The sequence below is a fragment of the Erythrobacter colymbi genome (genome assembly GCF_002155685.1).
GTDB lineage: Bacteria > Pseudomonadota > Alphaproteobacteria > Sphingomonadales > Sphingomonadaceae > Erythrobacter > Erythrobacter colymbi.
In genome coordinates, this window is sequence record NZ_MUYK01000006.1 from 161,109 (window position 1) to 174,950 (window position 13,842).

The window sequence follows — 13,842 nt, forward strand, 5'->3', positions numbered from 1 at the left end:
AAGCAGGATGCGCGGAGATTTCACCCGCGACACGCGTGAACGGGCCCGCCGGGCGGGTATTCGCTCCGTGTTGCTGCAACAGGGCCGACCGCTGGTCGATGCGGACTGGAACGAGCAGGCCGGGATCACTGCCGACCGGGCCGAAACGCTCGCGCGGCATGTCATCGGCGGACACGGCGCCCCGCGCGAGGAGGCGGGCTTCGGCGTGAGCGTTTCGGGCAATGCGCTGTTCGTAGGGGCGGGCTATCTCTATGCCGAGGGCCTGCCGCTGCATAACCCGGCCACGCTCGATTATGCCGCGCAGCAGCCCTCGGCGAGCTTCACCCCGCTCGCCACGCTGCTTCCCAACAACACCGAAGGCTTCGTCTATGCCGAAGCCGTCCTGCGCCCGTCGAGCGCGGGGGTGCAGCCGTTCCTGTCCGATCCTGCGCTGGGCGGGATCGACCCCGTGGTGCGCGAGGAGGTCGACTGGGCGATCCGCGTCGTGCGCCTCGCGGAAACCGGCGTCAGCGCCGCAGCGATGCGCCAGGCCTTCGCCACCAACCAGCCGCTTGCCATCAACCAGTGGCGCACCACCACCGGCGGGCTCGACGCCGATGTGCAGACCGAATCCGAAACCACCGATCCCGGCCCCTGCGAACTGCCGCCGACGGCGGGCTATCTCGACCAAGTGAACCGTCTCTACCGGGTCGAGGTGCATGCCTCGGGCGAGCCCGGAACGGCCACGTTCAAGTGGGCGGAGGACGCCGGGATTGAGGCCGGGCTGGTTGCCTCGGGCGCGGGCTTTGCCATCGACCTGCCGATCGAGCGCGCGGGGGCGTGGTTCCCGGTCGACGCGATTGTCGAGGTGATCGACGACGCGCGCGAACGTGCGGGCGAGCCGGGGCCGATGGGGCGCATCACCAGCGCCGTGGGCGATGCCCTCGTCATCGATGGCGTTGCGGCCTCCGCCCTTTCGGCGCGGGTGCGTATCCGTCGCTGGGCAAGCATGCCGGTGACGATCCCCACCGGCAATGCCTGGACCGTTCTGTCCAAGGGCGTGAAGGTGCGTTTTTGCGCGGGATATTATGCCCGCGGCAGCGCGTGGACGATCCCGGCGCGCACCGTGCTCGGCGACATCATGTGGCCGCCCTACCAGCCCGCCGACCGGAGCGTCACGATCGCCGGCCAGCCGGTCGGGTTCTACGCCCCCAGCGAAGGCCGCCGCCGCTATGCCCCATTGGCCATTATCCTGCGCGACGCTAGCGGCACCCTCGGCGTCACCGACGATCTGCGCGATGTCTTCTCCCCCCTGACCGATCAGCGCGCGGTCGATATCCGCTTCGACGACAGCATCGCGCAGCTCGGTGCCACGAATGTCCAGCAGGCGATCGACGAGTTGGCGGTGCGCGATGCGGCGTGCTGCACCTGGCACGTGCTGCCCGTCCCGGGCTGGGAGACGGTGTTCGCCCAGATCCCAAACGGCCGGAGCGGCAAGATCTGCTTTGCGGCGGGCAATTACCCGCTGACCGGTCCGGTCACCATTGCCGGCAAGGGGCATCTCAAGCTGGTCGGCGCCGGCCCTGCCACCAAGATCTGGTGCCACGGCCGCGCGCAGGCGCTCCACTTCGAGAATTGCGCCTCGGTCGAGGTGAGCGACATGACCATCGCGGCCGAACAGAACTTCGCCCAGGCCAAGGGCAACGGGCCCGGCCAGCGGATCACCGGCGCGCTCGATTGCAGCAATTGCGGCCCTGTGCGGGTCGAGCGCTGTGTGCTGGTTGTGAGCGCGCCGCGTGCGCGCGAGGCGGTGTGCCTGCGGATCGCGAGCGGCGAGACACCCGGCAGCGGCGACTGCATCATCCGCGACAACGACATCGTGGCGGGCGATCTCACCTCGGGCATCCTGATCCTCGACGGTGCCGATGTGAGCATCACCGGCAACCGCATCCGCCCGCGCGCCGAGCGCAGCGACATCACGACGACGCGGTGGCTGGGGGACAAGCGCATCGTCGCGATCCTCTCCCGCCTCGCCTTCAGCCATGCCATCCCCTCGGCCAATGCGGTAAGGCCCGCGCGCCGCGCGAACACGCGGCTGTTCAACGAGGTTACCCTCCAGGCGGCGGCAACCTCGACGCGGTTCTATTCGGCGTCAGCCGTGATCCCGGCCAACTGGACCGCCTTCGCGGCCGCCTTCGACCGGTTCCATGCGGGGCGCAGCAATCCCCACTGGCGCTGGCTGATGGGACGCACGGTGCAGAAGCTGTGGCGCAACAACGGCGATGTGCAGCTGACGACGAACTTCACCCTGTTCCGCAATCTCTACACGGTGGTCATGCGCACCATCGCCCCCACCATCGAGGTCGGGATCATCGTTGCCGGATCGCGCCTGACGCCGCTCGGTAGCGGATCGCGGGCGACGTCGATCAGAGTGAGCGGCAACACCCTCACCGGCGTGGCGACAGGCGTGCGGATCGCGCGCAGTTTGGCGGGCGGGGCGGGCGCGCGGATCGGCGCCCCCAGCGTCCGGGTGACGGAAAACCGCATCGTCATGGCGGGCGTCCCGCTCGATATGCAGCGCTGCGGCGTGCAGATCGCCAACCCCGAGCGGGCCTGGGTGACGGACAACGACATCCTGCTCGAAACCGCCGATCCCAACGCCGACCAGACCCGGATGACGCAGCTGCGCAACGCGAATTTCCATCTGCTCGAAACCGACGGCATCCGGCTCGCCGGGGCGATCGGCCAGATGTTCACGGTGCGGGGCAACAGCGTGCGCGATTGCCGCACCGGTGTCAGGGTCGATACGATAGCGGTCGAAGGTAAAGGTTCGACAAAGCAGTGGATTGTTGCAGACAACGCCGTGACGGGGGCAGGTGTTGCCTATGAACTCGATGGACGCTGCAAGAATCGCGATAACCTGACGGGATGAAAAGAATCACGCTTGACCTTTCGATGCGAAAGGCAGATATTCGATTTGCACCAGAGAAACGGTTCAATGATTGGTTGAGTGTGCGGTTTAGGGCCTGCTTTCACTTTGCTTTATGTCATGGGGTCGAAACCTGAGGTGTAACGGGCGGCAGCCTTCTGGCTGTCGCCCACGTTGTTTCCGGGCCGGACAGATTGCTCCCGCAGCTCACAAGTCAGCCGGTTTGCGCCGCAGCGCGCTCCTCAAGATCATCGCGCAGCCGTTCGGGGCGCGGTTCGCCCACGGCGGTGACCAGCCCCAGCCGTTCCAGCCCGCAGATCACCCACCAGCCGGGATCGGTCTGGCCCGGTTCGAGCCCGATACGCGCGCTCTCGGGGAAAGCGTGGTGGTTGTTGTGCCAGCACTCGCCATAGGTGAGGAGGCCAAGGCCGGGGAGGTTCGAGGCCTGAAGCCCCGCGCCCTTCACCCGCCAGCGGCCCGGGCCGGGATTGTGGCAGAAATAGGTGACGCTCCAGTGTCCCGCGGTGCTGACGAACACCCGTGCGCACACACCCCACAATACGAAGGGCCAGCCACCCCAGACATAGAGCAACGCCGCCAGCGGCAGTTGCTGCCAGCGCCATGTCGCATCGAGGAAGCGCACGAAGGGATCGGCGGCGATGGCGGGCTCGATGGTGATGCGTGGCGGGCGGTCGAACTCGAAGCGGCAGAACAGGTTCCACGCCAGATCCAGCCAGAAGCCGGCGCGGTGGGCGAAGAAATCGTGGCAAAGCGGCTCGCGCTGAGCCCAGTCGCGGGTGTCGTGGATGCGGATGATGCCCGAGGGGCCGGAAACGCCGACAATCGTGCCCACATAAAGCAGCAGGCGCGCCAGCCAGAGCCTCGCCTTGAAGGTGCGGTGGATCATCATCCGGTGCATCCCCACCGAATGGCCGATAAGCAGCGTGGCATAGGTCAGCGCCAGAAACAGCAGCACCGCCTGCCATGTCGCCACCATAAGCGCGGCGAGCGTTCCGGCGATCATCGCGCCGTTCCAGAGCGCCTTGGGTCCGTCGATCCGCACCCGTCCGGCGCAAGGGTCGGCCCCCGTACCGTCGACGCGGATCACCGGCTCCATCATGGCAGGCGCACCGCCTGATGGCCGAGCGGTCCGCTGCCCGCGCCGTAGCCGGGCGCAGCCTCGATCGCTTTGTAGACGAACTGGCGGGCCTGCCGCACGGCCTCGGGCAAGGTCTGGCCCTGTCCAAGCAGTGTGGCAATGGCCGACGACAGCGTGCAGCCGGTGCCGTGGGTGTGGCGGGTGTCGATCCGGGCATGATCGAAGGCGAGGGGAGCCTCGCCGGGAATGATCAGCACGTCGATGACCCGCTCTTCCCCCGCATGGCCGCCCTTCGCCAGCACCGCCGCGCCGGTCGCTTCGGCCAGCTCCTGCGCCGCCTCGATCATGGCATCATGCGTCGGCAGGCCGCGTCCGGCGAGGTGCGCGAGTTCGGGCAGGTTGGGGGTCAATAGCGTGGCGCGCGGAAACAGCGTCCCGCGCAGCGCCGCGACCGCTTCGGGCCCCACCAGCACCGCGCCAGAGGTCGCGATCATCACCGGATCGAGAATCACCGGAGCCGCGATCCCGGCAAGCGCGCCAGCCACTGCCTCGATCACCTCGGGCGTTGCCAGCATCCCGATCTTGACCGCGTCCACCCCGATATCGCCGATGCATGAGGCGATCTGCTGGGCGACAATTGCAGACGATATCGCCTCGACGCCTTGAACACCCACGGTGTTCTGCGCCGTGATCGCGGTGATCGCGGTCATAGCATAGCCGCCGAGCATCGTGATGGTCTTGATATCGGCCTGTATCCCCGCCCCGCCCGATGAGTCCGAACCGGCGATGGACAGGATGCGGGGCGGCTGGCGTATGGTCATGCGGGTCGCTCTAGCACCTCGGCGCAGCCAAGGGGATGGTTTTGCGCCGCTATTTGACCGCCGCGGGAACATAGGCCGCGATCCAGTCGCGCACCTTGGCCACGCGGGTGTATTTGCTCGCATTCCTCTTCGTGCCGCACATATGGCCCGAGCTGACGATCCCGACGAGGACGGGGCGGCTGTCCTTGTCGTAATAGACCAGCGGGCCGCCGCTATCGCCGGTGCAGGCCTGTTCGAGGTTCGGGCCGAGCGCACACAGGGCCGAGTTTCGGAAATCGCCGGTCGAATCGGCGGCCAGCGTGCAGGCGGCCTCCCACCTGACGGTCATCTTCATGATCTGGAGGTGATCGGTTGCCGATCCATCGACGACTTTCTGCCAGCCCCAGCCGAAGGCATAGACCGGCACGCCGACCGGGAACTGGTAGGTGTCCGCATCGCGCGGATCGAGCGCAATGGTGCGGACCGGATTGCGAAACCCGCCCTCGCTGCCGGGGCGCCCGCGGCTGGTGTCGTATTCGATCAGGGCGATATCGAAGGCATAGCGGTTGGCCGGATCGTAGCGCGGATGGCGGATCACGCGCCGGATCGGATAGCCGATCCCTTCGTCCCTCGTGGAATAGAACACGCCGAGCCGGATCAGGTAGCCGCTGCTCGCGGGGTCTCTCGCGAGATCGGTCCCGTTGTCGAGGGTGCAGTGCGCCGCTGTCAGCACCCAGCCCTGCGCGATCAGCGATCCGCCGCACAGGACCCGCTCCGTCCCCACGAGTTCGCGTCCCAGCATGGCTGCCGGCCGCCACAGCAGCGCCTGCCACGGGGCCTGACCATAGCGTGCGATGTCGCTGTTCATGCCCTGCTCGCGGCGCTCGCAGGTCTGGTACGAATAGGTCTTGCCGCGAAAGCGCTCGCTGCCGGTGAGACAGATCTGTGGGAGGTTCAAGGGGCGCTGGAAACCCGATGCGCCGTCCGTGGGCAGGGGGGGCTGATAGGTTCCGTCGGCAGGCGGAATGCGAGCAGCGGCGACCACCCCGGCGAAGCGCGCCTCGGCCTCGCAGGCCTTGTTCCCGCCGCTGTCGCACAGGCGCTGGTACAGCGCCACGGCGCGATCGAGCCCCGCCCGGTCCGACAATGTTTGGAGCCAGCCGGCAAGGTCCATGCAGGATCGCGGGTCGTCCGCCCGGCAGCCGGTCTCGAGCAGTTCGCCCGCGCGCTCGTTGTCGCCGAGCGTCCCGACGGCAGCAGCGGCATCGGCGCAGGCAGTGCTCTTTCCGCCAAGGCAGGCCGCCGCCAGCAAATCGGCGCCGTGCGGCTCATCGAAGGCGGGCGAGCCGGGGACCAGCAGCGCCCGGCCGAGATCGGCGCAGGCCTCCGCCGCGCCGTCTTCGCAGGCCGCGCGCGTTGCGGGCAGGCTCGCCAGGGAAGCGGGGATCGCGCAGAGGTAATCGTCGATAGTGCAGGCCTTGGCGTAATAGGCGATCGCCTGCTGGTGATCCTCGGGGATGCCGGTGCCGGTCCATGCGCGCTGCCCGATCTGGCTGCACGCCTCGGAATCGCCGCCCTCGCAGGCGAGCTTCAGGTAGCGGACGGCTTCGGCCGGATCTTGCCCGCCGCGCGTCGCGAGCGTCATGCAAGCCGCAGACACGCCCCTGTCGCAGCTGGCTGCAAGGATGCCCCGACCCCTTGCCGCGTCCGCGGGAACCGCGCTCCCAAGCAGATAACTCCCGTAGGTCATGCAGGCCTCGAGGCCGCCCGCTGCGCATGCTGTGTCGAGAACAGCATCGGACCGGGCTTCGTCCGTTTCACGCAACTGGACGGCGAACATTTCGCAGCTGACCAGATCGCCCTTCTCACAGCCCTTCTCGAGCATTCCGTCTGCCGCCGTGATCCCGCCTTCGGGGTAGCCCCAGCCCGAATTGGCGAGGTCATGAAAGGCACGGCATCCTTCGCCGAGGCCGAGTTCGCACGCCTCGCCGTAAAGAATGTAGGCGATTGCGGGGACGAGCCACACGCCGTCGCCGTTCTCGTAAGCCCGGCCAGCGGCGAGGCATGCCTCGGCATCGCCCTTGCGGCAGGCGGCGTTGTCGGCCTTCACACCGGCTTCGAGCTGCGCCCATTCGGCATCGGTGTAGGTCTTGAGGTTGATCAGCTCCGAACGCTTCTTCTTGCTGAAGCTGCGCGCGAGAATGTCGAAAGCGCGTTGTGCTTCCTCGAAATCGTCAGAGGAGAATTCTTCCGGACGTTCGGATACGGCTTCCTCCGGGGCGGCGGGTGCCGCGATGCGGTCCGATGCGGGCTGGGCGAGGGCGGCGCTGCCCGAACCGCAGAGCACCAGCGCCAGCATGATCGCCTGAACGGCGCTCCGGTTGATCCACCCCATGACCGCCACCCCCTCGTGGACGGGAGTGCATCAGAACAGGCCTCCCGCGTCAAGCGCGAGCCCGGGTCAGCCCTTGAACTTGCGCTCGGTCGAGGGCGGGTACTTGGCGTGGAGCGCCTTGGCCCGCGTCGGGCGGTCCATCAGCTCGCCGCCGCAATTAGGGCAGCGGTCGTCGAGATCCTCGGCGCATTCGGCGCAGTAGGTGCACTCGAACGAGCAGATGAAGGCCCCGGGCGCATCGGCCGGGAGCAGCACGCCGCAGGTTTCGCAATCGGGGCGCATTTCGAGCATTGTGGGACCCTCCTAAACCGCCGCGCGGACCGCTTCGCAGATCGCGTCGACCACCTGTTCGACCTGCGCCTGATCGTCGCCCTCGGCCATCACGCGGATCACCGGTTCGGTGCCCGAGGGGCGGATCACCAGGCGGCCCTTGCCGACAAGGCTCGCCTCCGCCTTGGCGATCACGGCCTTGACCGCATCGTTCTCGAGCGGCTTGCCGCCTTCGTAGCGCACATTCTTGAGCAGCTGCGGCACAGGGTCGAACACGTGGAGCAGCTCGCTCGCCGGCTTGCCTGAGCGCACGAGGCTCGCCAGCACCCGTAGCGCCGCAACGGTGCCATCGCCGGTGGTGGCGTAGTCGAGCAGGATCATGTGGCCCGATTGTTCGCCGCCGACATTGTAGCCGCCCGCCTTCATCGCTTCGAGGACGTAGCGGTCGCCCACCTTGGCGCGCACCAGATCGAGCCCGCGACCATTGAGATAGCGTTCGAGGCCGAGATTGCTCATCACCGTCGCCACGATCCCGCCGCCCTTAAGGCTTCCGCGATCCTGCATGCGGCCCGCAATCAGCGCCATGATCTGGTCGCCATCGACCGCGCGGCCCTTCTCGTCGACCACAATCAGCCGGTCCGCATCGCCATCGAGCGCGATGCCGATATCGGCCTGTTCCTCGACCACCTTGGCCTGAAGCGCGGCAATCGCGGTCGATCCGACTCCGTCGTTGATGTTGGTGCCGTTGGGCGACACCCCCAGCGCGACCACATCCGCCCCCAGCTCCCAGATCGCGCTCGGTGCCACCTGATAGGCCGCCCCGTTGGCGCAATCGACCACCACCTTGAGGCCATCGAAGCGGATCTCGCTCGCGACCGATTGCTTGACTGCGTGGATATAGCGCCCGCGCGCATCCTCGATCCGGCGCGCGCGGCCGATCTTCTCGGCGGGGACGAGCGGGATGTCGGTCTCCATCAGCCGCTCGATCTCGAGCTCGGCTTCGTCCGAAAGCTTGAAGCCGTCTGGCCCGAACAATTTGATCCCGTTGTCGGCGAAGGGATTGTGGCTAGCCGAGATCATCACGCCGAGGTCGGCGCGCATTTCGCGCGTCAGCAGCGCGATGGCGGGGGTGGGGAGCGGCCCGGTCATGATCACGTCGATCCCGACGCTGGTGAAGCCCGCGACGAGCGCGCTTTCCATCATGTAGCCCGACAGGCGCGTGTCCTTGCCGATCACCACCCGGTGCCGGTGTCCGCCGCGCACGAAGTGGCGTCCGGCCGCCTGCCCGACCTTCATCGCGGTCGCCGCGGTCATCGCTCCCTGATTGGTGCGGCCCCGGATTCCGTCGGTTCCGAACAGCTTGCGTGCCATCTATTCCCCTGCCTGCTCTGCTGGCGTGTGTTGTCTCGCGCTTCTGGCGCGGTTATCGCGCAAAGCCAAGGGCATCGCGCCCAATTTGAGGACAGGACTTTGCACGACAACGAAAGCGCCGCCGCGGGCGGGCAGGGCAGGTTTGCGCTGGTGTCGATCCGGCTGCCCGTGGCGCTGACCTTCGCCGCGCTGGTCGGCGGGCTGGGCGCGGGGATCGTCGGCGCAATGGCGGGGGCACCGCAGGGCGTGACCGACATAGCCGGGCTGATCGGCGGGCTGTGGCTGCGCGCGCTCCAGATGACGATCATCCCGCTGGTCGCCGCGCTGCTGGTGCTCGGCCTTGTCCAGATGATCCTCGCCGCGCGCGTTGGCACCGTCGCGCGCCGCATGATCGCGCTGATGGTGTTCGTGCAGTTGGCGGGCGGGGCCTTCACCTCGCTGGTCATGCCCCCGCTGCTGCGCGCCTTCCCGGTGCCTCAGGGCGCGAGCGCCTTCCTCGCGCAGACCCCGGCAGACGTGGGCGAGGTGCCCAAGGTGCTCGATTTCCTCGCCTCGCTGGTCTCGCCCAACATCGTCGCCGCCGCGGCCGAGACCGCGATGCTGCCGCTCACGCTGTTCTTCGTGATGTTCGCCGTCGCCATCACCCGCCTGCCGGAAGACCAGGGCGAGAAGCTGCTCGGCTTTTTCCATGCGCTCGGCAATGCGATGCTGCTGATCATCGGCTGGGTGCTCGCCGCCGCGCCGGTCGGCGTCTTCGCGCTGGCCTATGGCGTCGGCGTGCAGAGCGGGGGCGGGGCTTTCGCGGCGCTCGGCCACTATGTGCTCACCGTCACGCTGATGGGCACCTTCATCCTTGTGCTGGCCTATGTCATTGCCATCGGCCTCGGGCGCACCGGCGGGCGGTTCGTGTCGGCGATGCTGCCCGCGCAGGCGGTTGCGCTCTCGACCCAGTCCTCGCTGGCGAGCTTGCCCGCGATGCTGGACTCCGCCGGACGCCTCGGCCTCAAGCCCTCGACTGCCGAGTTCGTCCTGCCGCTCGCGGTGGTGATCTTCCGCGCGACCAGTGCGGCGATGAACCTTGCGGTGGTCTATTACATCGCCGCGCTCGCCGGGGTGGAGGTGCCTCTGGCCGTTGCCATCGCGGGCATCCTGATCGCCAGCGTCATCAGCCTCAGCGCGGTCAGCCTGCCGGGATCGATCAGCTTCGTCGTCTCGATCGGCCCGATCGCGCTGGCAATGGGCGTTCCCGTGGAGCCGCTCGCGCTGCTGGTAGCGGTCGAGATGCTGCCCGATCTGATGCGCACGCTGGGCAACGTCACAATGAATGTCGCTGTCGCAAGCGCAGTTGACCGCAGCGCACAAACGGACAAGACGGCCCCGACTTGAACCTGCAACCCTTCGCCCTCATCTGCGTTGGGACATTGTAACCCGCCGATTCATCAAACGACCCTGGAGGATACCCATGGCTTTCGCACTTTCCCCGCTTCCCTACGCCGACACCGCGCTCGAGCCGGCCATTTCGGCCGAGACGCTGTCGTTTCACCACGGCAAGCACCACCAGACCTATGTCGACAAGATGAACGCCGCGATCGCGGGCACCGACCACGAATCGAAGTCGCTCGAAGAGATCGTCGCCGCCTCGCGCGGGACCAACCAGGGCCTGTTCAACAACTCGGCGCAGACCTGGAACCACGCCTTCTACTGGCACTCGATGGCACCTTCGACGACCGAAGCCTCGCCCGAACTGGCCGCAAAGATCGATGAAGCCTTCGGCTCGGTCGACGCGCTGAAGCAGCAGCTCAAGGACCGCGGCGTCGGCCACTTCGCGAGCGGCTGGGTGTGGCTGGCCGAGAAGGATGGCAAGCTCTCCATCGAAGAGACCCACGATGCCGACACGCTCGCCGACAGCGGCTTCAACCCGCTGCTCGTGCTCGACGTGTGGGAGCATGCCTATTACCTCGATCACCAGAACAAGCGCCCGAGCTATCTCGACGCGGTGGTCGAGACCAAGCTCAACTGGGCCTTCGCCAGCGAGAACCTCGCGCGCGGCACGGTGTGGACCTACGCCTGATCCTTTCGGGTTTGTGAGTTGAAAGAGGCCCGAGGGAGCGATCCCTCGGGCCTTTTTTCATTCTGCCCGTCCCGGGCTTGACCCGGGACCCCGCTGCTTTCCGGGGCGGGGGCTAATTATCCCCGCGAACTCACCCCGTTGCCCGCGGCGACCTCGTCCAGCTCCTCGAGGATCGCGCGGTGGGCGACATCGTCGTCGGTCGAGCGGCGCGGAATCGCGCCGTTGGCGAGCATCTCGGAAAGCGCTGCCCGCGCACGGCCCACGCGGCTCTTGATGGTGCCGACCGCACAGCCGCAGATCGCGGCGGCTTCCTCGTAGGAAAAGCCCCCCGCGCCCACCAGCAGCAGCGCCTCGCGCCGTTCGGCCGGCAGCGTCAGCAGCGCGCGGTGCAGGTCGGAGAGGTGGATCGGCTCCTCCTGTCCGGCGGGTGCCGTCAGGATGCGCTCGGCCACGCCCTCGTCATACTCGCCGCGGAAGCGATTGCGGCGCATGTCGGTGAGGTAGGCGTTACGCAGGATCACAAAGGTCCAGGCGCGCATCGAGGTGCCCGGCTCGAACCGGTCCTGCGCGGCCCAGGCCTTGAGCAGCGTTTCCTGCACCAGATCGTCGGCCAGATCGGGCCGCCCGCACAGGCCGCGCGCAAAGGCGCGCAGGTGGGGGACCACCGCAGTCAGCTCGCGCTTGAAATCGGATTTTTCGCCTGCCGAGCGCTTGTCCGAGGAGGTGCGCTCGTCCGTCATTGACCCTGTGTCCCGCGGCCCTGCGGCGGGGCTTCGGAGCCGGCCGCGTTCCTGGCGCGCGCGGGGTCGATATCATCGAGCTTGTCGAGCAAATCCTTGAAGCTGTCGGGCAGGGCTTCCTCGACCACCGAATCGTAGAGCTGCTTCAGCCCGTCGGCCCATTCGGGCGGGCGGCGTCCGGCGTTGCCGCCGCCTGTGCCGTCGCCATCCTGTCTGTGATTGGAGGCCATTGTCTTCGGTTGTCCCTGATCCCGTTATCCCCGGCCCGCATCAAGGCCGCCCCGCCTCTCCCGGCCCGGCCTTCAAAAAGACTCCGGCCAAGACCCTCTTGAGGCGAGTTTGGACGATTCGGGAACGATGCGCTACCAGTTTGGTTCCGCCACCGGCCGCAGCATCCCGCTTTGTGTCATGGCACGCCTTGGAATTGCGCATCATCGACCCGCTCACCCTCACTCCCGATGTCGATCCGGCCGCCGTGCCGCCGCCGTCCTCGTCGGGGCGGGCGCGGCGCTGGCTGGTGCAATATCCCCGCGCGATCCCGCTGGTCATCTTCCTCGCGCTCGCCGCGATCACCGCGCTCAGCGTCTTCGCGATCGAGAGCAACGCCCGCGCCCGCGAAAGAGCGCAGATGCGCGAACATGCGCAAGGGGTGGCCGCCGCGCTCGACCGCAGCGGGGGCGGTTTCACCTCCTACCTGCGCGCAGGCGCCGCGCTGTTCGCCAGCGTCGAGGAAGTCAGCCCGGCGACCTTCGACAGCTTCGTGCGGGCATTGAAGCTGAACACGGAGTATTCGGGCGCGGAAGGGATCGGCTGGATCCCGGTGATGGAGGCGCGCGATCTGCCCGCCTTCCTGTCCCGCACGCGCGCCAGCCAGCCCGCCTATCCCGACATCTTTCCTGCGCCTACGAGCAGCACCGGGCGGGTCGCCCCTGTGGCGATGTTCGCGCCCGAGACCGCGGTGAACCGCCGCGCGCTTGGCTACGACATGTACTCCGACCCCGCCCGCGCCGCCGCCATGGCAGAGGCCGAGCTGACGCTGCGCCCCGCGGCGTCCGGCCGGATCATCCTCTTGCAGGAAACCAGCGGCACCGCGCCGGCTTTCGCGATCTACATGCCGGTGTTCCGCGATGCCGGATCGGGCGAGCGCAGGCTGAAGGGCTTCGTCTACACCCCCTTCCGTGCGCGCGAGTTCCTCGATGCGGCGATCGACCGGCAGGGGCAGGGCCGCTTCGGGGTGCGGCTGTATGATGGCGAGGTCTCGACCGGGCACCTGCTTGTCGCGGATTCAATCGCCGATGCCGCGAAGGAAACGGTCGCGCAGGAAGTCGTCATCGCCGATCGCAAGCTGATGCTGGTGATCGAGAGCGCGAATGTGCAGGTGCTATCCCCGCTTTCGATGGTGACGCTGGTCTTCGGTCTGGCGCTGGCGAGCCTGCTGATGCTGCTGGTACGGCTGCTGACCCAGCAGGCCTTCGAGGATCAGGCGCGGCTCGCCTTCTTCGAGGAACAGCACTCGATCCGCAATTCGCTGACCCGCGAATTGAACCACCGCGTGAAGAACACGCTGGCCAATGTGCTGTCGATCCTGTCGCTGACCCGCAGGCGCGCGAGCGGGCTCGATGATTTCGCCGATAGCCTCGAGGGCCGCATCCGCGCGCTGTCGGCCACCCATGATCTGCTCACCGTGACCGATTGGGGTACCACCCCGATCCGCGCGGTAATCGAGGCCGAGCTCCAGCATTTCCGCGTGGCGCTGGGCGATGCGATCCTGCTCGAGGGGCCGGATCTGGAACTGGCGCCCAATGATGCGCTGTCCTTCGGGCTCGCCGTCCACGAACTCGCCACCAATGCCGCCAAGTACGGCGCATTGAGCGTTCCGGGCGGCAAGGTCAGGATCCGCTGGCAGAAGGGCGATGACCCCGCGGCGGAGACCGCATGGGCCGAGGTCGAATGGCAGGAGACCGGCGGGCCGCCAGTGCCCGGACAGCGCCGCCGCGGGTTCGGGACCGAGCTAATCGAGAAGGTGGTCGCCCACGAACTGCGCCAGCCGGTGACGCTCGATTTCGACCCCGCGGGCGTGCGCTGCGTGCTGCGGGTGCCGGTGCGGCGTCCGGCCGACTTCAGGATCAGGGAGCGCGAGGCGGACCGGCGGGTGAGGAAGCCTTGATTTTGCGGTCGCGCTGACGCG

11 protein-coding genes are annotated in these 13,842 nt (G+C 67.7%); 4 read left to right on the forward strand and 7 right to left on the reverse strand.

The genetic code is table 11. The features are described from left to right. The first annotated feature begins 7 nt into the window (after positions 1-7). Positions 8-2,911, forward strand: a complete 2,904-nt coding sequence (locus tag BZF57_RS13705; protein ID WP_143738504.1) for a DUF6519 domain-containing protein — start codon at positions 8-10, stop codon at positions 2,909-2,911. 211 nt (positions 2,912-3,122) lie between these two features. On the opposite strand, the gene BZF57_RS13710 is transcribed toward BZF57_RS13705, so the two are convergent. The 5 genes from BZF57_RS13710 to glmM all read right to left on the reverse strand — a co-directional run bounded on the left by BZF57_RS13710 (position 3,123) and on the right by glmM (position 8,843). Continuing rightward, positions 3,123-4,028 carry an acyl-CoA desaturase gene (locus BZF57_RS13710; RefSeq protein ID WP_240505988.1) on the reverse strand — a complete coding sequence of 302 codons (906 nt, stop codon included), beginning with the start codon at positions 4,026-4,028 and terminating at the stop codon, positions 3,123-3,125. Further along, positions 4,025-4,828 carry a bifunctional hydroxymethylpyrimidine kinase/phosphomethylpyrimidine kinase gene (gene thiD / locus BZF57_RS13715; protein ID WP_206073270.1) on the reverse strand — a complete coding sequence of 268 codons (804 nt, stop codon included), beginning with the start codon at positions 4,826-4,828 and terminating at the stop codon, positions 4,025-4,027. Before thiD ends, BZF57_RS13710 begins: the two co-directional genes overlap by 4 nt. A 49-nt stretch (positions 4,829-4,877) precedes the next feature. After that, positions 4,878-7,202, reverse strand: a complete 2,325-nt coding sequence (locus BZF57_RS13720) for a trypsin-like serine protease (RefSeq protein WP_086738902.1) — start codon at positions 7,200-7,202, stop codon at positions 4,878-4,880. A gap of 66 nt (positions 7,203-7,268) precedes the next feature. Beyond that, positions 7,269-7,493, reverse strand: a complete 225-nt coding sequence (locus BZF57_RS13725; protein WP_086738904.1) for a DUF1272 domain-containing protein — start codon at positions 7,491-7,493, stop codon at positions 7,269-7,271. 12 nt (positions 7,494-7,505) lie between these two features. Next, the gene (glmM, locus tag BZF57_RS13730) at positions 7,506-8,843 is read right to left on the reverse strand and encodes a phosphoglucosamine mutase (protein WP_086738907.1); all 1,338 of its coding nucleotides are present in this window, start codon (positions 8,841-8,843) and stop codon (positions 7,506-7,508) included. Positions 8,844-8,942: 99 nt separating this feature from the next. On the opposite strand from glmM, the gene BZF57_RS13735 reads away from it, so the two are divergent. Then, a complete protein-coding gene (locus BZF57_RS13735) occupies positions 8,943-10,229 on the forward strand; it encodes a dicarboxylate/amino acid:cation symporter (RefSeq protein WP_086738909.1) in 1,287 nt (428 codons plus the stop codon). Between the two features lie 76 nt (positions 10,230-10,305). Further along, on the forward strand, positions 10,306-10,914 hold the full coding sequence (locus BZF57_RS13740) for a superoxide dismutase (RefSeq protein ID WP_086738911.1): 609 nt from the start codon (positions 10,306-10,308) through the stop codon (positions 10,912-10,914). A 116-nt stretch (positions 10,915-11,030) separates the two neighbouring features. On the opposite strand, the gene BZF57_RS13745 is transcribed toward BZF57_RS13740, so the two are convergent. Then, positions 11,031-11,654 (reverse strand): sigma-70 family RNA polymerase sigma factor, encoded by a 624-nt coding sequence (locus BZF57_RS13745; protein ID WP_086738914.1) that lies wholly within the window; start codon positions 11,652-11,654, stop codon positions 11,031-11,033. Then, positions 11,651-11,884: a NepR family anti-sigma factor gene (locus tag BZF57_RS13750; protein WP_086738916.1), complete on the reverse strand. Its 234-nt coding sequence runs from the start codon at positions 11,882-11,884 to the stop codon at positions 11,651-11,653. Before BZF57_RS13750 ends, BZF57_RS13745 begins: the two co-directional genes overlap by 4 nt. A 188-nt stretch (positions 11,885-12,072) precedes the next feature. Here BZF57_RS13750 and BZF57_RS13755 point away from each other — a divergent pair, with 188 nt between their 5' ends. Continuing rightward, a complete protein-coding gene (locus BZF57_RS13755; protein WP_240505989.1) occupies positions 12,073-13,821 on the forward strand; it encodes a CHASE domain-containing protein in 1,749 nt (582 codons plus the stop codon). Positions 13,822-13,842: the final 21 nt, after the last annotated feature.